The 23,189-nt window shown below is 62.3% G+C and carries 23 protein-coding genes; 12 read left to right on the plus strand and 11 right to left on the minus strand.

Annotated features, from left to right (window positions below; all coding sequences use genetic code 11):
* Positions 1-178: 178 nt before the first annotated feature.
* Entirely contained in the window at positions 179-1,201 is a 1,023-nt protein-coding gene (gene ligD / locus ACX80A_RS12935) for a non-homologous end-joining DNA ligase (RefSeq protein WP_459260156.1), read from the minus strand.
* Positions 1,202-1,412: 211 nt separating this feature from the next.
* On the opposite strand from ligD, the gene ACX80A_RS12940 reads away from it, so the two are divergent.
* Both ACX80A_RS12940 and ACX80A_RS12945 read left to right on the plus strand, forming a co-directional pair.
* Complete coding sequence (locus tag ACX80A_RS12940) at positions 1,413-2,045, plus strand: hypothetical protein (RefSeq protein ID WP_459260157.1); 633 nt, start codon at positions 1,413-1,415, stop codon at positions 2,043-2,045.
* Positions 2,046-2,145: 100 nt separating this feature from the next.
* Positions 2,146-4,176 carry an Ig-like domain-containing protein gene (locus tag ACX80A_RS12945; protein WP_459260158.1) on the plus strand — a complete coding sequence of 677 codons (2,031 nt, stop codon included), beginning with the start codon at positions 2,146-2,148 and terminating at the stop codon, positions 4,174-4,176.
* A gap of 217 nt (positions 4,177-4,393) precedes the next feature.
* Here the strand turns inward: ACX80A_RS12945 and ACX80A_RS12950 are convergent, their stop codons facing one another.
* Complete coding sequence (locus ACX80A_RS12950; protein WP_459260159.1) at positions 4,394-4,819, minus strand: DUF302 domain-containing protein; 426 nt, start codon at positions 4,817-4,819, stop codon at positions 4,394-4,396.
* 61 nt (positions 4,820-4,880) lie between these two features.
* The gene (locus ACX80A_RS12955; protein ID WP_019482538.1) at positions 4,881-5,138 is read right to left on the minus strand and encodes a metal-sensitive transcriptional regulator; all 258 of its coding nucleotides are present in this window, start codon (positions 5,136-5,138) and stop codon (positions 4,881-4,883) included.
* 128 nt (positions 5,139-5,266) lie between these two features.
* Between ACX80A_RS12955 and ACX80A_RS12960 the strand changes: the two genes are divergently transcribed.
* From ACX80A_RS12960 to ACX80A_RS13000, 9 genes are all read left to right on the plus strand, one after another.
* Positions 5,267-5,890 carry a rhodanese-like domain-containing protein gene (locus tag ACX80A_RS12960; protein ID WP_459260160.1) on the plus strand — a complete coding sequence of 208 codons (624 nt, stop codon included), beginning with the start codon at positions 5,267-5,269 and terminating at the stop codon, positions 5,888-5,890.
* Positions 5,887-6,801: a sulfite exporter TauE/SafE family protein gene (locus ACX80A_RS12965; protein ID WP_459260161.1), complete on the plus strand. Its 915-nt coding sequence runs from the start codon at positions 5,887-5,889 to the stop codon at positions 6,799-6,801. Before ACX80A_RS12960 ends, ACX80A_RS12965 begins: the two co-directional genes overlap by 4 nt.
* 90 nt (positions 6,802-6,891) lie before the next feature.
* Positions 6,892-7,218, plus strand: coding sequence for a rhodanese-like domain-containing protein (locus tag ACX80A_RS12970; RefSeq protein WP_459260162.1), 327 nt, complete (start codon positions 6,892-6,894; stop codon positions 7,216-7,218).
* A 152-nt stretch (positions 7,219-7,370) separates the two neighbouring features.
* Positions 7,371-8,774, plus strand: a complete 1,404-nt coding sequence (locus ACX80A_RS12975) for an MBL fold metallo-hydrolase (protein WP_459260163.1) — start codon at positions 7,371-7,373, stop codon at positions 8,772-8,774.
* A 627-nt stretch (positions 8,775-9,401) separates the two neighbouring features.
* The gene (locus ACX80A_RS12980; protein WP_459260164.1) at positions 9,402-10,640 is read left to right on the plus strand and encodes an MFS transporter; all 1,239 of its coding nucleotides are present in this window, start codon (positions 9,402-9,404) and stop codon (positions 10,638-10,640) included.
* The gene (locus ACX80A_RS12985) at positions 10,641-11,000 is read left to right on the plus strand and encodes an ArsR/SmtB family transcription factor (protein ID WP_459260165.1); all 360 of its coding nucleotides are present in this window, start codon (positions 10,641-10,643) and stop codon (positions 10,998-11,000) included.
* Between the two features lie 86 nt (positions 11,001-11,086).
* Positions 11,087-11,701: a hypothetical protein gene (locus ACX80A_RS12990; protein WP_459260166.1), complete on the plus strand. Its 615-nt coding sequence runs from the start codon at positions 11,087-11,089 to the stop codon at positions 11,699-11,701.
* A gap of 88 nt (positions 11,702-11,789) precedes the next feature.
* The gene (locus ACX80A_RS12995; RefSeq protein WP_459260167.1) at positions 11,790-12,464 is read left to right on the plus strand and encodes a copper resistance CopC family protein; all 675 of its coding nucleotides are present in this window, start codon (positions 11,790-11,792) and stop codon (positions 12,462-12,464) included.
* A gap of 483 nt (positions 12,465-12,947) precedes the next feature.
* Complete coding sequence (locus ACX80A_RS13000) at positions 12,948-13,331, plus strand: YkvA family protein (RefSeq protein WP_459260168.1); 384 nt, start codon at positions 12,948-12,950, stop codon at positions 13,329-13,331.
* Between the two features lie 424 nt (positions 13,332-13,755).
* Here the strand turns inward: ACX80A_RS13000 and ACX80A_RS13005 are convergent, their stop codons facing one another.
* Positions 13,756-15,036, minus strand: coding sequence for a glycosyltransferase (locus tag ACX80A_RS13005; protein ID WP_459260169.1), 1,281 nt, complete (start codon positions 15,034-15,036; stop codon positions 13,756-13,758).
* Between ACX80A_RS13005 and ACX80A_RS13010 the strand changes: the two genes are divergently transcribed.
* A complete protein-coding gene (locus ACX80A_RS13010; protein WP_459260170.1) occupies positions 15,016-15,312 on the plus strand; it encodes a hypothetical protein in 297 nt (98 codons plus the stop codon). The two genes, ACX80A_RS13005 and ACX80A_RS13010, sit on opposite strands and share 21 nt — an antisense overlap.
* 277 nt (positions 15,313-15,589) lie before the next feature.
* Here the strand turns inward: ACX80A_RS13010 and ACX80A_RS13015 are convergent, their stop codons facing one another.
* From ACX80A_RS13015 to ACX80A_RS13045, 7 genes are all read right to left on the minus strand, one after another.
* Positions 15,590-16,501: an NAD(P)-dependent oxidoreductase gene (locus ACX80A_RS13015; protein WP_459260171.1), complete on the minus strand. Its 912-nt coding sequence runs from the start codon at positions 16,499-16,501 to the stop codon at positions 15,590-15,592.
* Positions 16,498-17,148 (minus strand): DAK2 domain-containing protein, encoded by a 651-nt coding sequence (locus ACX80A_RS13020; protein WP_459260172.1) that lies wholly within the window; start codon positions 17,146-17,148, stop codon positions 16,498-16,500. Before ACX80A_RS13020 ends, ACX80A_RS13015 begins: the two co-directional genes overlap by 4 nt.
* A 7-nt stretch (positions 17,149-17,155) precedes the next feature.
* Positions 17,156-18,157: a dihydroxyacetone kinase subunit DhaK gene (locus tag ACX80A_RS13025; RefSeq protein ID WP_459260173.1), complete on the minus strand. Its 1,002-nt coding sequence runs from the start codon at positions 18,155-18,157 to the stop codon at positions 17,156-17,158.
* Positions 18,158-18,186: 29 nt separating this feature from the next.
* Positions 18,187-19,182 carry an ABC transporter permease gene (locus ACX80A_RS13030; RefSeq protein ID WP_459260174.1) on the minus strand — a complete coding sequence of 332 codons (996 nt, stop codon included), beginning with the start codon at positions 19,180-19,182 and terminating at the stop codon, positions 18,187-18,189.
* 119 nt (positions 19,183-19,301) lie between these two features.
* Positions 19,302-20,348 (minus strand): ABC transporter permease, encoded by a 1,047-nt coding sequence (locus ACX80A_RS13035; RefSeq protein ID WP_459260175.1) that lies wholly within the window; start codon positions 20,346-20,348, stop codon positions 19,302-19,304.
* Positions 20,348-21,898, minus strand: coding sequence for a sugar ABC transporter ATP-binding protein (locus tag ACX80A_RS13040; protein ID WP_459260176.1), 1,551 nt, complete (start codon positions 21,896-21,898; stop codon positions 20,348-20,350). The genes ACX80A_RS13035 and ACX80A_RS13040 overlap by 1 nt, the downstream gene beginning before the upstream one ends.
* 35 nt (positions 21,899-21,933) lie before the next feature.
* The gene (locus ACX80A_RS13045) at positions 21,934-22,971 is read right to left on the minus strand and encodes a substrate-binding domain-containing protein (RefSeq protein WP_459260177.1); all 1,038 of its coding nucleotides are present in this window, start codon (positions 22,969-22,971) and stop codon (positions 21,934-21,936) included.
* Positions 22,972-23,189 lie beyond the last annotated feature (218 nt).

Raw genomic sequence — 23,189 nt, forward strand, 5'->3', positions numbered from 1 at the left:
GGTTGTCCGCGTCCGGCGCGGCGTCGTCGGGAGCCTTTGTGCAGCAGTGGCGGGTCGATCACGCCTCCACTCACCACTACTGCGCAGGTGTTTCAGGACACCCGCCACAACTGCGCAGATACGGGGCCGGAGGTGCTGAATGCGTGGGTTCCGACCCTCGTCGCCCGCGGCGGAGGAGTTACTTATCCTTCTTTGCCCGGCTGGGCTGGACGCGGGATGGCTCCCCCGGCATCTTCGGGTAGTCCGGTGGGAAGGGCAGCTCTCCGAGGCCCGAGTCGAGGTCGCGCTGCCACCAGCCGAGCAGCTGGTCAATGGAGCCTGGCTTCTCGTGGAAGCGGGCCCACGGGTCACCGGTGGTCTTGAGCCGCTCAGGCACGGTCAGCACCGTGAAGAATTTGGGATCGGCGTTCTCCAGTTCGTTCCACTCGATGGGGCAGGAGACCGGGGCGTGGGCCAGAGCCCGGGGACTGTAGGCACCCGCGATAGTGCGATCCCGGTTGGCCTGGTTGAAGTCGACGAAGACCCTCTCGCCCCGCTCCTCCTTCCACCAGGCGGTCGTGACGGCGTCGGGCATGCGGCGTTCCAGTTCACGGGCGGCAGCGATCACCGCATGGCGGACGTCAAGGAACTCCCGGACCGGCTCGATGGGTGCGAAGACGTGGAGCCCCCGGTTACCGGAGGTTTTGACGAAGGCGGTGAGCCCGGCTTCTTCCAGCACCTTGCGCAGTTCGACGGCGGCGGGGATGGCGTCGTCGAAATCTGTTCCCGGCTGGGGGTCAAGGTCAATGCGCAACTGGTCAGGGTTGTCCGAGTTGTCAGCCCGCGACGGCCAGGGGTGAAAAACGATCGTGTTCATCTGGGCGGCCCAGACCGCGGCAGCGGGTTCATCGATGACAAGTTGCGGATGGGATCGCGCGCTCGGGTAGATGACGGGTACCGACCGGATGTACTCGGGTGCGCCCTTGGGCGGATTCTTCGAAAAGAACTGTTCACCCCCGATCCCGTCCTTGAACCGCTGCAGGGCAAGGGGGCGGTCGCCGTTGGCGGCGACGAAGGCCTCTCCCACCTCGGCTAGATACTTGGCCAGGTCCAGCTTCGTGATGCCAAGATCGGGCCACAGGACTCGACTGGGACTGGAGATCCGCACGTCCCGGATACCGTGGGGTCCGTCGACGGACAAGACAGTTGCCTCAGATGCCATAGCTCCAACATACTCCCACGCCATATTCACCTAGATTCACCGCCGGCGAACCGCCAACCGGATCTTCGATGTGGGGCCGAACACAATCGAAAGCTGCTGGATAAAGGTTTTCACATGGTCCGCCCGCAAATAAGACTCGCGCCAGCATTGTTAGCGGCTAGTGGTCGGTCTAACGCCTCGGACCCGGGCCGGTTCAAATAAAGGAGTCATCATGTCGACGAAGCATGGCGGGACCGTTGGGCCTCGACAATCAAGAAAAGTGCTGGCCCGGCCGGGCCAGCAACACGGTCCCCGGCGATGGCTGGCCGCTGCCCTGTCCAGCGCACTGCTGGTTGCCGCGCTCTCCCCTCTTGCTGCAAGTCCCGCTCTGGCAGCAACGGCGGGGATGAGTCCGGTGGACCCACAGAACGGATTTCCCACCTGGTATTCGGACGGGACCGTCAAGCTCCAGTTTTGCTATATGGCCGGGGCTGGCTGCCTTTCCGAGCCGCCGGACGCAACCTCGCCGGCCTCCTATCCGGATAATTTTCCGGAAGAAGCGTTCTGGTTCAACGCCGAGGCTGCGGGCGGAAATCTCGGCCTCTATGAAGCGGCGCTGGAGGGTGCCCACCTGAACGGTGTTGTCACGGACGAAGAGCAGATGGGCTTTGGCCGATTGCGGTTCATCGTTGATAACCTCGAACCCGGTGCCAGCTACACCATCACCCATCCCTATGGTGTGAACGCCTTCATCGCCGAGCAGGACCCGAAGGTGGCGACAATCGGGCTAATCAAGCAGACCATCGACACCGGAGTTTGCGCACCGACGGCACAGGTACCGTGCGATTGGGGCGGGTGTCGGTGAAGCGTTCCTGGGAGATAACGCAGCCACCACGACGTCGACCTTCCTCCGGCAGGTTGGTGCAGCAGCCGGAACACTGGGTGACATCACCACGGCGCGCGCCGTGACAGGTGCGCCAATCGGCAACAATTTCGTGCGGGTGGATGGCCCCAATGCTGGCGGCCCTGGTATCAACACGCTCACGGTCAGCACCTTCACCGTCCAGGGCCTGATCTTCAACGGTGCGGACGCTGCACCGTCGACCCCTGACCTCGCATCGACCAGTGACAGTGGAAAGTCGGCCACGGACAACATCACCAAGGTGACCACTCCGACCTTTACTGGAACCGTTCCGGGCGTCGGCACCAGCGAAGCGACGGTTGAGCTGCTGGTGGATGCTGCCGTGACACCGGCGGCCACCACCACCACGGTAGCCGGAGCGTACTCCGTGGCCTTGGATACTGCCCTCGCCTCCGGGGTGCACCGGGTCCAGGCCCGGACCCCTAATCCGGAGTACACGATCGATCCAGCCACGGGCACGCCGGTGGACCCGACGATTCCTCAATACCTCATTTCCGGTACGCTCACCTTCAGCGTGGATACGGTTGCGCCGCCCGTCAGCATCGTGGCACCGTTCCCGTCCAATCCCACCGCCGACACCACTCCGACATTGCACTTCACCTCGTCGGAATCGGCCGTGACTTTCGAATGCCAACTGATGCCCAGCAACCCAGAGTGGGATCCAACGTGCATCTCCCCGAAGAGCTATGACGCACAACTGAACGGCACCTACACATTCAACGTCCGTGCTACCGATCCCGCTGGCAACCTTGGAACTGTGACCTCCCGCACCTGGACCATTGGCCCCGCAGACACCGTGGCGCCAACGCTCAGCTCGCAGAATCCGTTGAACAACGCGACAGGCGTTCCGACGCTGAACACGATCACGGCCCAGTTCTCCGAACCGGTCAAGAACGTTAATACATCCTCCTTCGTCCTGCAGGATCCTGCCGGGACCATCGTCCCCTCTACCGTCACCCTGGACACCACCACCAACCGGGCGGTCCTGGATCCTACCAACCCGCTCGTGGGCAGCACCCGCTACACGGTCTCGCTAAAGAACACCATCGCGGACCGGTCCGGGAACCTGTTCGCGGGCACCACGTGGGCGTTTACGACTACGGACACCACTCCCCCAACTGTCACCTCCCGAACCCCATCGAGTGGGGCAATCGGCGTCCCGACATCGGGGAACATCACCGCCACGTTCAGTGAGGCAGTCACCGGGGTCAGCGGGACCACCTTCACCTTAAGAAACGCAGCAGGCACCTCAGTCTCCGCCACGGTGTCCTACAACACCACGACACGGGTTGCGACACTAGATCCCACCGCAGCCCTCGCTGCGAACACAAGTTACACAGCCACTTTGACCGGCGGTCCCACAGCTGTCCGGGATGCAGCAAATAACGCGCTCACCACCACATCCTGGTCGTTCACCACGGGAGCCGCTTCTGACACGACCGCCCCCACCGTGACTGTCCGGACCCCGGGCAGCAACGCCAGGGGAGTCAGCGCAACGGGGAACATCACGGCCACGTTCAGTGAGGCAGTCACCGGGGTCAGCGGAACCACCTTCACCCTAAGAAACGCGGCAGGCACCGCCATCGGTGCGACGGTGTCGTACAACACCACCACCCGGGTTGCGACCCTGAATCCAACTGCTACTCTCCCGGCAGATACCCGGTACACGGCCACCCTGACCGGTGGAACCACCGCGATCCGGGACGGAGCCGGAAACCCTCTGGCCACCCAAAGCTGGACGTTCACCACCGGGCCCGCCCCCACCGTGACCGCCCGAACCCCGGGCAGCAACGCCACGGGAGTCAGCACAACGGGGAACATCACCGCTACGTTCAGTGAGGCAGTCACCGGAGTCAGCGGAACCACCGTTGTTCTCCGAACGTCTGCCGGAACAGCGGTGACAGCGACGGTGTCCTACAACACCACCACCCGTGTGGCAACACTCAGCCCGTCGGCAACTTTGGCGGCCGGCACGGTCTATCGAGCAACCCTGAGCGGCGGAACCGCCGCCATTCGGGACCTGATCGGCAACCCGTTGACGACGACGGCATGGAGTTTCACCACCGGACCGTAATACTTCCCGGGTAGCGCGGAGGGAAAGCGGCTTCGACCGGGTTGGACGGTCGGAGCCGCTTTCTTGCGTCGAGGGTAGGGCACCCGAGCTGACCTGCCGTGCTATTTTTCCCGATCCGTCATACATCGCGGCGGGGCGCCCTTCAAGTCCACCCGGGTAAATCAGCAAAGGCTAGACGCCCAACGAATGGGTGTGCCTCCTCCCCTTGGCGAACGAACTACGAAGTAACCCCCGGCGCGCCGTCCAGGCGTGCGAGGGCTTTACGGAGCCGCCCATTCGCATCGTCTGCGATCTCTCGGACGGCCTGGGTATCGCTGAGCTGGACCATGGTTTGAGGATCAATCGCCTCAATTGTGGTCTCACTCGCGTCTCTGCCCCTGCGGACAACGACGTTGCACGGCAACAACACGCCGAGTTCCGGCTCCGCAGCGAGGGCACGACTTGCCAGAGCGGGGTTGCAGGCGCCAAGGATCAGGTAGTCGCCGACGGCGTCGGCTGAGTCGGTCCCCAATTTGGCTTCAAACGTGGCGCGGACATCGATTTCCGTAAGGATTCCGAAGCCCTGTTCCGCAAGTGCGTCGCGGGTACGCTGGACCGCTTCAGTCCAAGAGAGGGGAACGGTGACCGTGTGCGTATAGCTCATAGAAACTCCTTGGGCTGATCGGCTGATCCAGTACTGGATCAGGGGCCGATTTAGTGGCAGTTCAGGCGAGGGATAAGAAAAGCTTTTCCAGGTCCTTCATGTCCATGCTTGCGTCTTTACGGACAATGCACTGCTCCAGACCGCTGGCAATAATGGCGAACCCGGCACGGTCCAGGGCCTTCGAAACAGCAGCAAGCTGGGTGACGATATCTTTGCAGTCGCGCCCCTCCTCCAGCATCCGGGTCACAGCGGCGAGCTGACCCTGAGCACGCTTGAGCCGGTTAACCACAGGGGTCAGTTCTGTTGAGTCTAGTTGCATGACATCTCCGATAGCGGGACTTTAGGTACTTCTCGAGTATACCCCAAGGGGTGTGTTGACTACCCCCTGGGGTATACGTATGCTCATTAAGTACTCAATTCCGTCACCACTGTCCCGAAAGGACCTTCATGACTTCGCCATCCTTCGCGCCAAATGTCACTTCCCTCGCGCCTGAAATCCTGAGTTCCTGGATCCAGGAGCACCAGGATCTCGTGGTGATTGATGTTCGCTCCGCGGCTGAGTTCGAATCCATGCATATCCGCGGCTCCTACAACGTGCCTCTGCCGTTACTGTCGGAGCACACAGACGAACTCGCTGCCCGACTAGGGAGCCGCGTCGTCCTGGTGTGCCACTCCGGAGCCCGCGCTGAGCAGGCCCGGCAACGCCTCGGCGGTTCCGGCATCAGCACTGCTTACGTCCTCGCCGGGGGTGTCCCGGGATTCGCGGCTGCGAATGGAAACGTAGTCCACGGCAAGGCCCGCTGGGACCTCGAGCGCCAGGTGCGCCTGAGCGCCGGCTCTCTCGTTATCCTCGGCCTGGCGGGGGGCAGGTTCGTCTCCCCGAAGATCCGGCTGCTCGCCGGTGTGATCGGCACCGGCCTGACCTTCTCCGCCGCGACTAATACCTGCGCCATGGGCCGGGCGATTTCCGCCATGCCATGGAATAAGGCAGCGGAAGAGCCCACGCGCGAAAGCGCCATCCTCCAGTTCCCCGTCGGCACAGTCGCCCCGGTCGAGACCAAAGCGTCGTGACTGAGACCCTCATCCTCGTCCTCGCCCTATCCGTCATGATCGGGCTCTCGCTCGGAGTTCTGGGTGGCGGGGGGTCCATTCTGACCGTGCCAATTCTGGTCTATGTGGCCGGCTTTGAACCCAAGGAGGCAATTGCAGCGTCCCTGTTCGTCGTCGGCGTCACCTCTGCGGTGAGCGTAATCAGCCATGCGCGGGGCGGACGGATCATGTGGCGCACCGGGTTGATCTTCGGCGCAGCTGGTATGGCCGGGGCCTTTGTCGGCGGGCTGCTTGGCGGCCAGATTCCCGGTCAGATCCTTCTGATTGCTTTCGCTGTCATGATGGTGGCAACCTCCGTGGCCATGCTCCGCGGCAGGAAAAAAGCCCGCGGGAATGATGCCACCGAACCGGTCAAGCACGAACTCCCTCTAGGCCGGGTGGTGCTTGACGGCGCCGTCGTCGGCCTCGTCACTGGCCTGGTTGGTGCTGGCGGTGGATTCCTCGTTGTTCCCGCGTTGGCGCTGTTGGGCGGCCTACCGATGTCAGTCGCCGTCGGGACCTCGCTGGTAGTCATAGCCATGAAGTCCTTCGCCGGGCTTGCCGGTTACCTCACCACGGTACATCTGGATTGGGGTCTGACCCTGTCCGTAACGGCGGCCGCGATTGTGGGAGCCCTCATTGGCTCCAGGCTGGCGGGCCGCATCCCGGAAGCCGCCCTGCGGAAGGCGTTCGGATGGTTCGTCCTGGCTATGGGCCTTTTCGTCCTGACCCAACAGGCGCCAGCAGACCTCCGCTTGGGCATCGTTGCGGCAACGCTAGCCCTGGCAGCCGCCGCCGCAACGATCTGCTGGTTCTTCGTCAGCTCTTGCCCACTCCGGAAAACCCACCGGACAAACCACGACCGGAATGGCCAGCCTTCACCGGCGGCCTGACCACGACAGAGTCAACGAGCACCTGTAATTTGCTCCATGGTGGCGAACCCATCCCCCCACAAACAGTTCAACTACGTGAAGGAGAAACTCATGGCTGAAATCACCATCAGCGAAACCAACCAACGTCGCAACGAAGCCCGGATCCTCGATGTCCGCGAAGACTTCGAGGTTGTCGAAGGTATCATCCCCGGCGCCCTCCACATCCCCATGGGCCAACTTCAGGACCGACTGTCCGAACTGGACCCCGCTATGCCCGTGATCGCCGTCTGCCGCAGCGGCAACAGATCTGCCCGCGCAGCTGACATCCTCAACGGTGCGGGCTTCACCGCCGACACGATGGCAGGAGGCATGATTGCCTGGACCGAGACCGGACTCCCCACCGACGCAAGCCCTCAGGAACCTGGCATCCTTTCCTAACTGATGCCCCCCGCTACGACACCCCCGTTCCCCAGGAAGACACATCCCTAGTTTGGGCAACCCCTGTTGCCATATACCCCCTAGGGTATTATCGTTAATATCGGAATGACGGGATTGACTCCCTCACCACCCCTTCACAAAGGAAGACACCAATGCTTATCGAGCGTATTTACGATGAAGATCTAGCCCAGGCCAGTTACCTGATCGGCTGCCAGGCCAACGGCACGGCCGTGGTTGTTGATGGCCGACGTGACATCGCGGTGTACCAAGAGTTGGCCGCGAAAAACGGCATGAAAATTGTTGCCGTCACCGAAACACACATCCATGCCGACTACCTCTCCGGCACCCGGGAGCTGGCTGCTGCCACTGACGCGACGATCTACGTCTCAGGCGAGGGCGGACCGGACTGGCAATACGAATTCGACGGCGAACGGCTGTTTGACGGTGAGAAGATCACCGTCGGCAACATCAGCATTCAGGCACTCCACACCCCTGGGCACACCCCTGAACACTTATCCTTCCTCGTGACCGACGGCGCATTCAGCGACCAGCCCGGCTACCTCCTCTCCGGTGACTTCGTCTTCTCAGGCGATCTGGGACGGCCGGACCTGCTGGACGAAGCGGCTGGCGGAATCGACACCCGGTTCGAGGGTGCCAAGCAGCTCTTCGCGAGCCTGCGGGATAAATTCCTGACCTTGCCCGATTACGTCCAGGTCCATCCAGCGCACGGTGCCGGTAGCGCCTGCGGCAAGGCCCTGGGCGCCATCCCGTCATCCACGGTCGGCTACGAGCGCCTGTACGCCTGGTGGGGTCCGTACCTCACCGCCAACGATGAGGCTGGTTTTATCGACGAATTGCTCGATGGCCAGCCCGACGCCCATGCCTATTTCGAACGGATGAAGCGTGAGAACAGGGAAGGCCCGGCGGTTATGGGCGAACGTCCCCCGCTCGCCGAACTGGACTCTGCCGCCGTTGCCGAAGGCCTCGCCGAGGACACATTAACCTTCGTCGACACGCGCTCTCATGACAACGTCCACGAGGGTACGGTGACCGGCTCCCTGAACATACCGGCCGGCAAGTCGGTGGCCACCTACGGCGCATGGGTTGTCAACCCCGAAATCGACAAAAACCCACTGGTGCTGCTTGCCGACGGCAGGGAACAGGCCCAGGAAATGTGGGATCATCTGGTCCGGGTTGGGATCGACAACGTCTCCGGCTACGTCACCACGCTGTCCGGACTACCCCTGAGCACTCCCCGCCTGATCCAGCCGGAGGAACTGGAAACCTTCGATGCAGCGTTGGTACTGGATGTCCGTAACCGCACCGAACACGCGGCAGGGCACGTCCCCGGATCAACCCAACTAAGCGGTGGCCGCGTCATGTGGCACCTCGACGAGCTACCTGCCGAGGGTACCATCGTGACGTACTGCCAGAGCGGCGTCAGGAACTCGGTTGCCGCTAGTGCCCTGCGCCGGGCTGGCTACGACATCGTCGAACTCGATGGGAGCTACGCGGCCTGGGCTGAACACCAGAACCTGGCAGCCTCGGCAACATAATCGGACAGCACCAGAATCCACTCGTCGGCGGCGGCCCGGGAAACCGGGTCGCCGCCGACGACGTCCGACCGAGCCACACGGAGTGCGCAACAGATGACCGATCGCGCCCCCTCCCGCCCACAATCCGGGACAGCTGGAAACATTGCCGTTTCAGATAGCGGCTGGCTTACTGGTGGCACTGGGTTTGGATTGGCTGCGCAGATCTGGCTGCGATTTCACCGCCGCAGGAATAGCCGCGAAAAGAGTCCTTTCTTTCCTTTGGCTTCCTTTACGTGGCCGCGACATTGCTGAGAATTAGGCACGCCCCGCATCACCTGATCGACGTGCTGGCCGCATCCTGCCCAGGTGGTCTTTCCGCATTGTTTACATGTAGCTGTCCGACACATCGTGCCTCCTAGTTCCAAATTTATATACCCCATGGGGTATAGAAGTGAATGAGCAAATGCAAGGATGCAAGCGGGCATAGGAACCCCATAAGCTATCGGCCAACAACCAGCCGTCACGCCGATGGAAGTGACGCTCGTCAGCTGTCGTTGCTTCCAGTCGCTATAAGTGCATGGGTGTGCACTTAATGCTATATATAGGTCCAGCAGTTTTTCAGTTCAGGTTTGAGTAGACGGGTTTGGCATGCTTGAGGTTCTAAGGGTCGCAGCGTATCGGAAGTTGTTTACGGCGCAGGTCGTCGCCCTGGTAGGAACGGGCTTGCTGACGGTGGCCTTGGGCCTGCTGGCTTTCGATCTGGCTGGCGGGCAGGCCGGCGCTGTGTTGGGGGCGGCGTTGACGATCAAGATGCTCGCCTACGTTTTTGTGGCGCCAGTGATGGCCGCCCTGGTTGAACGGTTACCGCGGAAAGCCGTTTTGGTGGGAGCGGATCTGGTGCGTGCCGCAATTGCGTTGGCTTTGCCCTCCATAGATCAGGTCTGGCAGATTTATGTGCTGGTGTTTCTTCTGCAATCGGCGTCGGCCACGTTTACCCCGGCGTTTCAGGCACTTATTCCGGTCATTTTGTCGAAGGAGAAGGATTACACTCGGGCCTTGTCACTCTCCCGCTTGGCCTATGACCTCGAGTCGCTGCTCAGTCCAGTGATCGCTGCAGTGTTGCTGACGCTCATGAGCTACAACAACCTGTTCATGGGCACGATGGCGGGGTTCCTCCTATCCGCCCTGATGGTGGTGACCACAGTGCTTCCGCAGATTCCGGCGGCGGAACGGTCCGGGTCTCTGTGGCACCGGACCACCTTGGGTACGCGGATTTTCCTGCGCGACCCGTCGCTGCGGGGGCTGCTGGCCCTGAACCTGGTGGTGGCCACCGGGACAGCGCTAGTGCTCGTCAACACGGTCGTCTATGCCCTGGACATGTTTAACGGGTCAAACACTGATCTGGCTGTGGCTCTGGCCTGCTACGGCGCAGGGTCGATGGCGATTGCACTCGCCGCCCCAGGGATCCTGGAGCGGATACCGGACCGCACCCTCATGATTCTGGGGGGCGTTGTGCTGGCATTGGGTATCTCAGCGGCGGCGGTGATCGCCTGGACTGAATACTCCTGGCTTCTCCTCCTCGCACTGTGGACCGTGTTGGGCGCCGGCACGTCGATGATCAATACCCCATCGGCACGGCTGCTGCGGCGCGCCGCCACCGACAACACCCGCGCGTACCTTTTCACCGCCCAGTTCTCCCTCTCACATGCCTGTTTCATCCTCACCTACCCGATTGCCGGGTGGGTTGGTGCGGCCGCCGGGCAACCGGCGGCAGCTGTCGTACTGGCTGTCTTGGCTACACTGGGAACGCTGGCAGCGTTGCGGTTGTGGCCCCGCGACCAGCACCCGAGTCTTGACGAGGTTCCAGCAGCACAGAAAGCACACTGAATGACTGAGCGTGAACTCCGTCCGGCGCCGAGCCTGCACCATCCTGGCACCCCTGACTCCCTTCGCCTTGAGGCGGGCGCGGCAGTATTCAGGATGCTCGCCGATCCCACCCGGCTTCACCTCCTGTGGCTGCTCGCGCAGGCACAGGCAGACGTAGGGTCGCTGGTAGACCAGACCGAAGCATCGCGCACATCAGTGAGCCAACATCTGGCGAAACTACGGTTCTCCGGTCTGGTGACCACCCATAAGGAAGGCCGCCATGTGGTGTATAGCATCGTCGACGGACACCTGGCCCGGCTGGTACAGGAAGGCATGAACCACGCCGATCATCAGGTCACCGGCGAGCCCACCCACGACTGATCGGTCCGGTCCAATCATTCGGCGTAGCAGCAGCGAACAACCACCAGAGTCAAAAACGCCCCCAAATACGCGAGGGAGGACCGCATATGTACAGTTCCGGACTCTTGCGCGTTCCTCGTTCGCTGGGCATCACGGCAGCGATTTTCTCCATTGCCGCCGGAGCGCATGTCCTCAGTGGTGGAGTATTGCCCCCGCCCGGCATTCTGGCAGCCCTTGGCGCGGTGTCGGTTGTTCCCGTTGCGGCCTTGTCTGGGCGCCGGTTCTCGTTCCTCATGCTGATCGCTCTGATGGGCGCGGGACAGATAAGCCTGCATGGCGCCTTCACGGCATTGTCCCTCCCCGGCCGCTGCCTGCCGTCCGTCTCGGCGGGTCTACCGCACCATGAGCCGGTGAGCTGCGCCGGATCGGCCCAGGCGCTCCCGGGATACGTCGTGGAACACCCCGCAGGCTTCATTTTCATTGCACACCTCGCCGCTGTCCTGCTTACAGCACTGGTTCTGGCGAAAGGCGACGAAGCCCTTTTCGGGATCCGACAATGGCTGGCCCCACTGCTGAACATCCTGCGGCCCGTAGCTCTCCTGCCGACCGGCGCCCCCAGGCTGGTTGCCCGGCGAACTCCGGTGATCATTCGACCGGCTCGCCGAATGTATCACTTCGAACTGCGGGGACCGCCCTCCTCGATGAACCCGGCCACCGCCTAGCTTCACGCGAACAAGTGCGCCTCAGATCGACCCCTGATCACCTCCCCCGCTATCTGCCGCACCATGCAGCCACCGAAAGGTTCAAACCATGAGTAAATTCTCACCGCGCGCGATTGCAGCGCCCGCATCTATTGCCGCTCTCACCCTGATGATGGCCGGATTCCTGGGAACCGCCCCAGCCCAGGCGCACGACTCGCTCGTTTCGACCTCGCCGGCCGAGGGTGAAACCATTACCGAGGATCGTGGGACGGTTTCCCTGACACTCACCGCGGAACCACAGAGCAGTGAAGGCGTGACTACCAGCTTCATCGAAGTCACCGCCGGCGACGGACACCCCTCCAGCTCCGGCGAAGTGACCGTCGACGGAGCCACCATCTCCACCGACGTCTTTCTCGAACACGAGGACGACTACACGGTCGATTGGCGAACAGTCTCGGCCGACGGCCATCCCATCGAGGGCTCCTATACCTTCACCTATTCCCCGGAGGGGGAATCCGCAGCAGCGACGCCTGAAGCCATGCCCAGTGCCGCCGAACAGACCGGCGCCCCAGCAGGCGACGGAGCACCCACCAACGGCGCCACTGCAGGAGAACCAGCCGGCGCCGATAGCACGAGCGGCCCAGGAACAGTCGAAGCTGCCTCGGCAAGCCAGGACGAAGGAACAGCCACCGGGATGATCATCACCACCGCCGCGGTCGTCGTCGTACTGGCCGCAACCGCTGCCTACTTCATCGGCCGCAGAAACAGCGCTAAAGACATTTAACCTGCCAGGAGGGAGGGGCTGAGCGTTAGCTGCTCAACCCCTCCCTCACCCGTCTACTATCGACTGCGCCGCGGGGATTCAATACCGCAGGCAGGAGTCGAGGCTGCCGTTCGCAGGGCTTGTATTTCTCCCTCATCCTTCCTCGGAAGCCGGTTTTCGGCACCCTATCCCCCGTCGCCGGGACAAGAGCCGACCGTCGGGATCGCGGCGCCGGTCCCCCTGCCCAGGAACACGACCTCACGGCGATTCAACTCAGCGTCAGCAATGATCTCGCACCGAAAATTGACGGAGCCGTGCTGGACTTCGGTGATTACAACAACCTGCACCGGTTCATCTGGTTGACCCTGCGCGCGGTGAGAGGCCCGCGGTGTACCTGCCGCCGATCCTTCGGACCGCCCGCGGGTAAACGTTCACCCTGCCTGAATGATCAGTGGCTCGGGCTCAGCGGCCAGTGAACGGAGACGACCCGGCGGCGCTTGTCTGGTGGCAGAGCACGCTGGTGGTCATCGGCGGACTGGTGGCCCTTTATACGGTGCTGCGCCGGACCTTCTGCGGCTTCTCAGGTCCCTCGCGGCGGACAAATCCCAATCTGCGGGTGTCCGCGCCGGAGTTGTCCTGCTGCTGGTCTATCTACTCATGCCCCTCGATGTCGTTCCGGATTTCCTGACCGTTATCGGCTACGCGGACGACGTGATCATCGTGGCTCTAATGCTTCGTTTCATCATTCGTCGAGCGGGGCTGGACGCGCTGGTCAAGCACTGGCCGGGCAACGCCCGCGGGCTGCAGGTTGTGATGAGACTTGGGGCGCCGGGTCCTGATGACTCTGTCCCCCGGCGAGGCAGCGGCTGCCTAACGGTTTTGCCTTAGAGTGTTGACTCGTTGGTTCGGCGGGTCTCGCGTCCTTCACCTTCGCGGACCCTGTTGTCCACCTCGGTGTGTGGTTCCTGGGGCTGATTGCCGACGGCGGCATGCGGGGTTCCCGGATCCGGCTGTGTGTCCCCCGATCACCCGCGCACTCGCCGTTACCAACGGTGATGCCGCTGTCAGTCGCCTCGAGCCGAAGGCCCGTAACGCGTTTCTTCGCGATCACCACCTGATCGGAATAGAGCAAGAGGGTCTCGCTCGTCTGAGCCGAGTAGCTCGCGAAGCCGGTCCCTCACCGCGGCTGTTCGCTTCTCACAAGGGATCCTTTCCGGCAGTCCTCGCCGAAGACGGGCGGTCTGGTACGGCTGATCGGGGCCGACGAGGAGCGCCAGGTCTTTCGTCATAGCACATTCAGTGCACAATGCGGTCAGCTTCGCGCCATGGCTTCAGCTTCGTCGGCCGCGCCGGGCATCGTGGTGGCTTCCTGGGCGAGGATGTGTGCGAAATGGCGAGCCGCTGCCGCATAGTGAGGATTGTCCAAGAGGTCGGCAACGGCTGCCGCGATCTTGTCTGGCGTCGACTTTGCGCTCAGACGTATGCCTGCGCCGTGCCGAAGAGCCCGCACCGTGTTGTCCTTCTGGTCGCGGCCCATCGGAATGCACACCAGCGGGACACCAGCCGCGAGAGCCTTGATCATCGTGCCGTGGCCGGCATGAGTGATGACAACAGATGCCTCGGGAAGTATCCGGCTGTGCGGCGTCGCCTGAACGACGTCGACATTGGGTGGCGCCTCGATTTCGTCCGGATCTACCGCAGGGCCGGTTGTCATGAGCCCCCGGACAGGTAGCTGACCCAGCGCCCGAGCGATGCGCTGGAGCAGACCGATCTGGTGTTGGAAGATCGAACTGGTGGCGACGAGGACGAGCGGGTCGGTGCCCTGAGAATGCCACCCGGCGGTTGCCCAAGCGGGGTCGTCGAGTTGCGGCCCGACATATCTGACATTGGCTGGCAGTCGGGGAGCGACGAAGTCGAACGACGGACTGGTCATGACCAAGACCTTCGTGCATCGGTCGAACAACTCGAATACGTCGTGCAGCGGCGGCTGTCCGTAGCTGGCCAGCACGGCGTTGAGCCGCGGCAGGGTGCGGCCCAGGAGCCACAAAACGGTTCTCGGGACCAGCATGTCCCTCGTCCGGCGAAGCACCCCCGGGCCTGGTGACCAGCCGGTCCCCATCAGGGGCAGGCCCGGCGTCGGCCGCAAGTAGGTCTGTGCAAGCAGAGCGGCGGTCGGAAGGCCGGTCGACTGGGCCCCGATCAGAATTCCGGGCAAGCCATCCGCCAGTACGGCGTCCACAGGGAACTCGCGAATGGTCGCCACGACGTCACTGGCGAAGCGCCTGGTCATTTCTTTCCCGCCGGCAAAGTCTTTGGCCGCCCGGAAGGCGCGCAGGGGGTTGCGCCCCTCTAACGCGGCGATCAGGGCCGTCTGCTCGGGTCGGGAGTTGACATGGGGCGCATCCCTCCACGGGCTAAAAGCGCAACCAGCCGATCTAGCCGACGCTTCGATCGTCGGATCGGCCAGCACGTGCACCTCATGGCCCCGCCGGACGAGTTCGGCGGCGAGACCGATGGCCGGTGGGACGGTCCCTCCGCCGTCGATCACCGCCAACAGGAACCGCGCACCGCCATGTCCCCGGTGTTCAGCCATCATCGGCCGGCGCCCGCCAGATCAAAGGGTGCCGCGCTGGCCATCAGCATCTCGTCGACCATAGCCATCTCCTCACTGATCGGCGTCGCGCAGCAGGTTGATGCAGAACGCCAGCGGGCCTTCGTCGTCGCCCCACATGAGATTATCCTCGGGTGCATGAACTGCGACAAGGCGAATGCTATGGCCGCCTATGGGCAGTTTTTCATGGCCACTAACGATGCCCAAGAGCGTCCACCGTCAGTGTGCGACATCTGGGACGAGATGCCGGTTCGATAGAATTTGCTGATGAGCTCGACGAGATTTTGCGCCTGGAGACCGGAACATGACAAGTCCGTATCGAACCTTCGCGTCTGCTTTCTTAAAGCCGGCTGTCCCGGTCCTCAGCGGCCAAGCAAAACACATCCGCCCTCCCGAAGGAGGGCGGATGTGAGGGCGTCGATTTTTTCGGCTGTGGATCGGCCGCCCATCTAAAGCGGGGCCAGCTGCACTTCGACTTGCAGCTGGGTGAGCGTCCCTCCCGGGACGCCTCTCCCAGTTTGCGTGGACAGTCCTATCAGTGACTTTGCGTTGTCAGCTCGCTGGTGGCCAGGGAGACCCCGGCCTCCGCTGCGATCGATTTGATCAGAGCCGACGCGTTCTCTTCCGACCACCCAGAGTCGACTGCAGCATCGACATACTTCCCTGCGGCGGTGACTCCGGGCACAGCCACACCAAGACCGGATGCGAAAGCCTGGATGAGACGGCTGTCCTTCTGCATCAGCTTGAGAGCGAATGACGGCGAATAGTCGTCGGCGAGGACCGAGGGCCCGACGCCATCGAAAATGGGCGAACGGAAGTCTGTGACTTTGAGTACGCCAAGCACCTTGTGGAGGTCCAGACCGGCGCGAGCGGCCAACGTGAGCGACTCGCCCAGGGCCAGAAGCTGCGATGCGACAACCAGGTTGCCGACGAGCTTCATCCGAACGCCCGATCCTCCGGGACCCATCAGGTGAACGGTCTCGCTGATCGGCTCCAGCACGCTCAAAGCTTCCTTGAAGGTGTCCTCGTCACCCCCGACGACGATCCAGAGGCCGCCGTTGTTGGCCTCGCCGCGTGAGCCGAAGACAGGAGCGTCGAGAAAGCGCAAGCCTTTCGACTCGAGTGCTTCGCGCTCGACCGCGCTCGCCTCCGGGCTGATGGTCGAGAGGTCGATCACGATGGGGTTGCCGTCGATGACGGCCGCAAGACCGTCCTCGCCAAGGACCACGGACTGGACTGCCACGTCGTCGCTGAGGCAATACATCACCAACGCTGCGCCCGTCACCGCACGGGCAATGGTGGGAGCGGACGTCGCCCCCGCAGCGACTGCTGATTCGACGGGTGCCTCCGAGCGGTTCCAGACGGTGACGTCGTGCCCTGCTGCGATTAGGTTCTTGACCATGCCGAGACCCATGGTCCCGAGTCCGAGGAATGCGATTTGCGTCATTCTGTGTGACCTCCTGTTTGTGATGAAGCCAGTGGCGCGTTCGCCGAGGCCCACGACTGCAGGAACCTCAGGAACGCAGTTGCGCCCGGGTCCTGCAGTCCGATGCTGCGTTCCTGCATCCACGATGCCCTGCCGCGGCGGGATTGGAGTTCCTTCGAGGCGATAACACCGCTTTCGGCGGCGCTTATGGCGGCGTCGAGCGCCATTGCCCCCGGCCCAGCCTCGAGAAGTGCTTCGGCAGCTGGGAACATTGCGTCAAGGATCGTTTTGTCGCCGACCTGTGACTTGCCGCGCTGGCTGATCGATTCGGCCGCAGCGATTGCGAATCGTCCAACCTGATCGCCCGCTATTGATGGCGTGTCACCCCACACGCGCGAACCCGCGAGTAGCGCGCCGGCCACCAGAGCCGCCATAGTCGACGGGTTAGCGTTCGCGAACGCCTTGGCACAGGCCAGGACGACATCCGACGGGGTGGCGCCCGTCGGCAGGGCTTCCAGCGACTCGACGGCTGCCGCTGCTCCCAACGAGACGGTAATGCCCAGGTCGCCGTCACCGAGGGCTTGGTCAAGATCGCCAAGTTCTTCCGAATAGGTGGTGAATTCGTGAAGGCAATTGCGGATCGCGATGCTGAGTTCGTTTCCATTCATGACTCGCTCACGCTTCCTTGAAGAACGGGGATTCGGCTGGCGCGTTGAGCAGGGCAAGCCGCTCGTCATTCAACGCCAGCAGAGAGATGGAGGCCCCCGCCATTTCCAGGCTGGTGGCGTACTCCCCGACGTAGATTTTGTCGATAATGATTTCCTGATCGGTGAGCAGCGTGTGCACGCGGCGGAATAGGAGGTAGAGCTCTTCGAGCGGAGTTGCCCCCATGCCGTTGACGAGCACTGCAACCCGATCCCCCGCGCCGATACCGAGGTCAGCCACGAGACGTTCGGTGATGCGTTCCGCAATCCGGTCCGCCGTCTCCAAGGCGCCGCGATGGAACCCGGGCTCGCCATGAATGCCGATCCCCACCTCCATTTCACCCTCGTCGAGCTCGAAGCTCGGCTTGCCGGTCGTGGGCAGGATCGTCGGGGAGAGACCGATTCCCATCGTGGCTGTGTTGTCGATGATGTCTTCCGCCACCGCGGCCACCTGCTCGAGCGAGTCGCCGCGCTCTGCAGCGGCGCCGGCTGCCTTGAAGGCAAACATGATTCCCGCGACACCCCTGCGGTCTGCGGAACGTTCCTTGGGCTGACTTGCCACATCGTCTCGGCCGACCGCGGTCACCGTGGCAATGCCTTCGAGTTCGGCCATGTCGGCCGCGAGATCGAAGTTAAAGACATCGCCGCCGTAGTTGCCATACAGGTAAAGAACGCCCGCGCCTCCGTTGACCGCTTTGGTCGCTTCCAGCACCTGAGACGACGAGGGGGACGAGAAGACGTTCCCGATCGCCACGCCGTCGCAGAGGCCCCGTCCGACGTATCCCTTGAAAAGCGGGAGGTGCCCGGACCCGCCGCCTGTGACGATGCCGACTTTGCCAACGACCGGAGCGTCGGCACGCACCAACACCCGCCGATCATCCGCGGGAGTTTTTACGAGGTCGGGATGGGCCAACAGAATTCCTTCGACGAACTCGTCGACGAAGGCGCTTGGTTCATTAATGATCTTCTTCATAGTTCTTGGTCCTTTTTTCGAGATCAGGTTCAGTGGATGACGGGCTCGGTGGAGGGGGCCTCAGTGGCCGGTTGGGATCCAGCTTTCTTCGACCGTTTGGTGCGCGTAGACGAAACCGAATCGAGGATCATCACTCCGATCAGAATTACACCCTGGGCGATCGCGTACTCGTACGACGAGAGCCGGATGGCGGTGAACCCACTGGACACAACCTGCAGGGTGAGTGTCGCGAGGACAACGCCAGCGACCGATGCGAACCCTCCGGAGGGATTCGTACCTCCCAGCACGGCGATGACAATCACCAGGAGGACGTAGGAGGAGCCGTAGTCGGCCGACGCTGTGGGGTTGCGAGCGAGGAAGAGCAAGCCGGCAAGCCCGGCGAGCAATCCACCCACCATGTAGGTCTTCATGAGCACCGCCCGTCGCGGAATAGCCGAGTATTGCGCGGCGACAGAGTTGGCGCCCTCCAGCTGGATCATTCGGCCGAGGGCCGTGCGATTGATGAGAACAGCGACGAGGGCAGCAACGGCGAGGAAGATAATGAAAAGCACGGGGATGTTGGCGACGGCCGCCTGCCCGATCGTGCCGAGTATGGCCGGCGCGCCGTAGAGTGTCGTGCCGCCCGTCCAGACGATGGCGATCCCGTTGTAGATCTGCATGGTGGCAAGTGTTGCCAGAATCGGGGTGATTCCCACCACGCTCACCAGGAAGCCATTGATTGCACCGCCGAGCACTCCGACGGCGAGACCGGCAAGAACAATGACGAAGGCGAGATTGTTTGCCAGGTCCGGGTCGTTCGTAGCTATCGCCGTGTGCAGGGTCGAAATGGTGATGGCGGAGAAATTAGCGACGGCTACCAGTGACAAATCGATTCCGCCGGTGAGCATGACGACCATCATCCCGATTGCGATGATGCCGATTTCGGGCGCAGCGACAGCGATGTTCTGCAGATTGATCGGACTGAGGAAGACTCCGGGGTTAAGGATGGAGAACAGCGAGATCGCCATAAGCAGCGCAACGACCATCCGTCCTGCACCACGGTTTGCGCCGGTACGTCGCACTAACCGTTCGGTCCAGCTCCCGACTTGACCATTGAACTGGCGCAGCGACTTCGAATTCGTACGGGGCGACTTCATGTCGGGGCTCAAGGTCCCACCTTCTGTTCGTCTTTGTGCGCCGAGTCGAGATCTTCGATCACACGCATCCGCCGGGAATCTCTTCGGGCCGCTATTGCCTGGATACCGACGCCGAGGACAAGGAGTACGCCGACCGCGGTGCGCAGCCACGCACTGGGTACGCCCACCAGCAAGAGGCTGTTCTTGATTACCTGCACGAGAAGTACGCCGAGTACAGTGCCAATCACGGAACCACGACCGCCGAAGATCGATGCGCCGCCGAGCACCACTGCTGCGATAATGTCGAGTTCGGTGCCGACCAGATCACGGGGGTTGGCGCTTCGACTGAGCACGATGTGGATGACGCCAGCGATTGCAGCGAGTGCTCCCACCAGCACGTAAACGGACACCTGAGTGCGCTTCACCTGGAACCCGGCACGCCGTGCCGCCTCCAGGTCGCCGCCCATGGCGTAGAGGGAGCGTCCGAACATAGAGCGCTTCAGCACCCATGCTACGAGCACACACAACAGGAGGGCCGGCACAACCAACACGTGCAGGTATGCACGACCCTCCGGCGTTGTGACGTCGAGCAGGTTCGTCGTGGCCAGTGCCGCCATCGACCCCGGGAGCTCTGCGAAGTAGGTGGCCCCGACATAGGTGTACATCGCGCCGAAAAAGATGCCCTGGGTACCGAGTGTCACGATCAGCGTGGGCAGGTTGAACTGGGCGATGACTATGCCGTTGATGAGTCCGAGGACAGCACCCACGCCGATCGCAATAGCGAAAATCCCGAGTAGGCCGGGGTCGTAGCCGGAGCTCAGGCAGAACGACACCGTTGCGTATCCGGCGAAGATCGCGATGGCAGCGAATGAGACGTCGATCCCGCCCGTGATCACGACGATGAGAACGCCTAGAGCGAAGATCACCGGAACAATCGAGCTCCGGAGGATTGAGAAGCCGGTGTTGGGGGTGAAGAAGGTTGGGTTGGCGATTGACATCGCAAGGATCAGCCCGAGCAGGACGAGGGCCAGAACGCCCTCGTTGTTCGCGCCTCGGAGCCGCCGCAGCGCGTCCATCAGGCCGACATCCGCTCTTGAATTGTGTCCACTGTGATGTGATCTCCCTCGAGAGTGTGGGTCAGGCGTCCTTGCCTGATGACTAATACTCGATGGCACGAGGCTACGAGCTCGGGGGCGTCGTCCGAGATGACGATCACGGACATTCCCTTGGCGGCCTCGACACGAAGGAGCTCGAGAATCTCTTCTTTCGAGCCGATGTCTACTCCGACGGTCGGCCCGTTAAGCATGAGCACGGTTGGTGCAGTCGCAAGCCATTTCGCGAGGACCACGCGCTGCGCGTTCCCGCCGGAGAGCGTGCGAACCGGGGCCTGCGCGTTCGGGGCGTTGATCTTGAGGCCCTCGAAGTAGTGCTTGATCGTGGCGGTGACGCCCAAGGTACTCAAAGTGCCCCACTTACTGCGGTGGGACTCGAGTGAGGCGGCGACAATGTTGTCAGCAATCGATTTTTCAAGGAATAGACCTTGGGAAAGGCGATCCTCGGGAACATATCCGATGCCTGCTGCGACGGCGTCCTGAATGGTGCGAATATTGACAACTTCGCCCGCGACCCGGATCTGGCCGTCGTCGGCGGGGGTAACCCCGAAGAGCGACTCTGCGATCTCGGTGCGGCCTGATCCCAGGAGGCCCGTCACGCCGAGAATTTCGCCGCGGCGCAACCCGAAGGAAATGTCCCGATAGGCCCCAGCCAGGGAAAGATTCGTGACCTCGAGAGCCAGGGGCGCCGACAGGTCGAGGTCGCTCACCGTTCGTGCTTCGTTGACCTCACGACCGGTCATGTGGCGCGAGATCGATCGCGGATCGAATTCGGACGTCGGCCCGCTCACGACCTGCCGACCGGATCGCATGATGGTGAGTCGCTGAGAGATGGCGAGTACCTCTTCGAGCTTGTGGGAAACGAACATCAAGGCCACTCCGCGGGCGCGAAGGCGCTCGACGAGGGCGAACAGCCGGCTCACCTCCGAGTGGGTGAGGGCTGTTGTTGGTTCATCCATGATGATAGCGCGCGCATCATTGACCAGGGCTCGACAGATTGCGGTGAGCTGCTTGTCAGCAACCGAAATATCTCCGACCTCGCGATCGAGATCGAGATCGAGATCGAGTTCTTTCAGAATCGCCTCGGCCTTGGGCCGAATGGAAGCAGGGGAATAGATCCGACGCCCGGTCGCGACCTCCGCAGTCAGCACAATATTCTCAGCCACCGTAAGGTTGGGGAAGAGCGAGAAATCCTGGTAGATGACCTGAATTCCGCTCTGGATAGCTGCGTGGGCGTTGATGTGGGAATGGGAGACTCCGTCGATGACGATCTCACCCGAGTCGGGCCGCTCCGCACCGGAGATGATCTTGATGAGAGTCGACTTGCCGCAACCGTTTTCGCCCGCAAGGCAGTGCACTTCTCCTGGGATCAGCTCGATGGACACGTCCCTGAGAGCGGGTACGCCACCGAAGGTCTTGGAAATTCCGTGTGCCGAGACGAATGGTTCTCCCTGCGGGGAATTGGGTGCGGAAGTAATAGCATTACCTTTCCAACTCGGATCCAGAGCGCGCATCCACTGGATGCGCGCCCCGACCCGGTCTGAGATGGCTAGAAGTCGTACTCGGCGGCTGTTTCGGCGTCGGCAGCTACCGAAGCTTCTCCGACAAAGACGTTGTCGTACCCTTCTAGCTTCTTGAGCGAGGTGTAGCCCTCGACTCCAAGATCGGTGCCTTCCTCGATGGTTCCGCCGTCGGCCAGAATTTGCGCGATGGCCAGCTGTGCCTCACCGGCGAGGGCGGGGTCCCAGAAGAAGATCTTGTCGATGGAACCATCAGCGAGGTACTGGTTGGCGACCGACGGGATGGAGGTGCCCATCACACAGACCTGGTCTTCAAGCCCAGCCTCCTGAACCGCACGCGCGATGCCGGGGACGTCGTTGCCGGCTGACCCCTGGAATCCGGCGATATCCGGGTACTTGGCGAGCACCTCTTTTGCGCGCTCGTAAGCAGTCCCCTGGTCGTCGGTGCTCTCAATCGGAGTCTCGACGCGAGTCATGTCCGGGAAATTCTCGGTCTGGTTCTCGTGCGCGGCATCAACCCACTCCATGTGCGTCTGAGCGGTCAGCCCACCGACGAACTGTACGTACTCACCTGTTCCACCCATGCATTCGGCCAGGTTGTCCATGATCTCGGCACCATAGGAGGGGTTGTCGAACGCCTCGATGTCGATGTCGACGTTCTCGATACCGGTTGCCTCGTGTGAGACGACAATGATTCCCTGGTCCCGAGCCTGCTTGAGCACCGAAGAGAGTGCCTCGGGCGAGTTGGGTACAACAGTGATTGCCGTGGGCTTCTGGGCGATGAGGTCCTGGACGATTTGAACCTGCTTCTCGGGGCTGACGTCGTCTGCGCCCTCCTGACGGGCATCGACGCCAGTTCGGTCAGCGAATGCCTGGATCCCTACCTCCATGCGCTGGAACCACGGAATGGTCTGAGCCTTTACGACCGTCACCATGACTTGTTCCCCGGAAGGGGTGGCCTCGCCGCTCGACTCGCTTCCGACCGAGCCCACTGATGAGCAGCCGACCAGGCCGAGAGATGCTCCCACCAGAAGCGCGGTGCCACGGAGGGTTTGCTTACTATTCATTTCGTTTACTCCCTTGTGAACGATTCAATGCAGGTGAAATCCTTGATGTAGCACGCTTACAGTTGCGCGCTATTGGTTGAAAATATCTTCGAACACCCGGCTTGTCAAGCGATATCGCGCAGATTTCTGCGCATTAATGAGCATAGATGGGTCAAGATCTCGCCGAGGATCCTTGTTTGCCCCCTTTTTCGGCGCGTTCCGAGCCCTCCTCCCTGAAG

It is taken from the genome of Arthrobacter sp. TMN-50 (genome assembly GCF_054511125.1).

Coding starts and splice junctions, on each gene's coding strand:
- ligD (WP_459260156.1), bottom strand. CDS start 1,201: ATGGCATCTGAGGCAACTGTCTTGTCCGTCGACGGACCCCACGGTATC.
- ACX80A_RS12940 (WP_459260157.1), top strand. CDS start 1,413: ATGTCGACGAAGCATGGCGGGACCGTTGGGCCTCGACAATCAAGAAAA.
- ACX80A_RS12950 (WP_459260159.1), bottom strand. CDS start 4,819: ATGAGCTATACGCACACGGTCACCGTTCCCCTCTCTTGGACTGAAGCG.
- ACX80A_RS12955 (WP_019482538.1), bottom strand. CDS start 5,138: ATGCAACTAGACTCAACAGAACTGACCCCTGTGGTTAACCGGCTCAAG.
- ACX80A_RS12960 (WP_459260160.1), top strand. CDS start 5,267: ATGACTTCGCCATCCTTCGCGCCAAATGTCACTTCCCTCGCGCCTGAA.
- ACX80A_RS12970 (WP_459260162.1), top strand. CDS start 6,892: ATGGCTGAAATCACCATCAGCGAAACCAACCAACGTCGCAACGAAGCC.
- ACX80A_RS12975 (WP_459260163.1), top strand. CDS start 7,371: ATGCTTATCGAGCGTATTTACGATGAAGATCTAGCCCAGGCCAGTTAC.
- ACX80A_RS12980 (WP_459260164.1), top strand. CDS start 9,402: ATGCTTGAGGTTCTAAGGGTCGCAGCGTATCGGAAGTTGTTTACGGCG.
- ACX80A_RS12985 (WP_459260165.1), top strand. CDS start 10,641: ATGACTGAGCGTGAACTCCGTCCGGCGCCGAGCCTGCACCATCCTGGC.
- ACX80A_RS12990 (WP_459260166.1), top strand. CDS start 11,087: ATGTACAGTTCCGGACTCTTGCGCGTTCCTCGTTCGCTGGGCATCACG.
- ACX80A_RS12995 (WP_459260167.1), top strand. CDS start 11,790: ATGAGTAAATTCTCACCGCGCGCGATTGCAGCGCCCGCATCTATTGCC.
- ACX80A_RS13010 (WP_459260170.1), top strand. CDS start 15,016: ATGTCCCCGGTGTTCAGCCATCATCGGCCGGCGCCCGCCAGATCAAAG.
- ACX80A_RS13005 (WP_459260169.1), bottom strand. CDS start 15,036: ATGGCTGAACACCGGGGACATGGCGGTGCGCGGTTCCTGTTGGCGGTG.
- ACX80A_RS13015 (WP_459260171.1), bottom strand. CDS start 16,501: ATGACGCAAATCGCATTCCTCGGACTCGGGACCATGGGTCTCGGCATG.
- ACX80A_RS13020 (WP_459260172.1), bottom strand. CDS start 17,148: ATGAATGGAAACGAACTCAGCATCGCGATCCGCAATTGCCTTCACGAA.
- ACX80A_RS13025 (WP_459260173.1), bottom strand. CDS start 18,157: ATGAAGAAGATCATTAATGAACCAAGCGCCTTCGTCGACGAGTTCGTC.
- ACX80A_RS13030 (WP_459260174.1), bottom strand. CDS start 19,182: ATGGTCGTTGCGCTGCTTATGGCGATCTCGCTGTTCTCCATCCTTAAC.
- ACX80A_RS13035 (WP_459260175.1), bottom strand. CDS start 20,348: ATGGACGCGCTGCGGCGGCTCCGAGGCGCGAACAACGAGGGCGTTCTG.
- ACX80A_RS13040 (WP_459260176.1), bottom strand. CDS start 21,898: ATGCGCGCTCTGGATCCGAGTTGGAAAGGTAATGCTATTACTTCCGCA.
- ACX80A_RS13045 (WP_459260177.1), bottom strand. CDS start 22,971: ATGAATAGTAAGCAAACCCTCCGTGGCACCGCGCTTCTGGTGGGAGCA.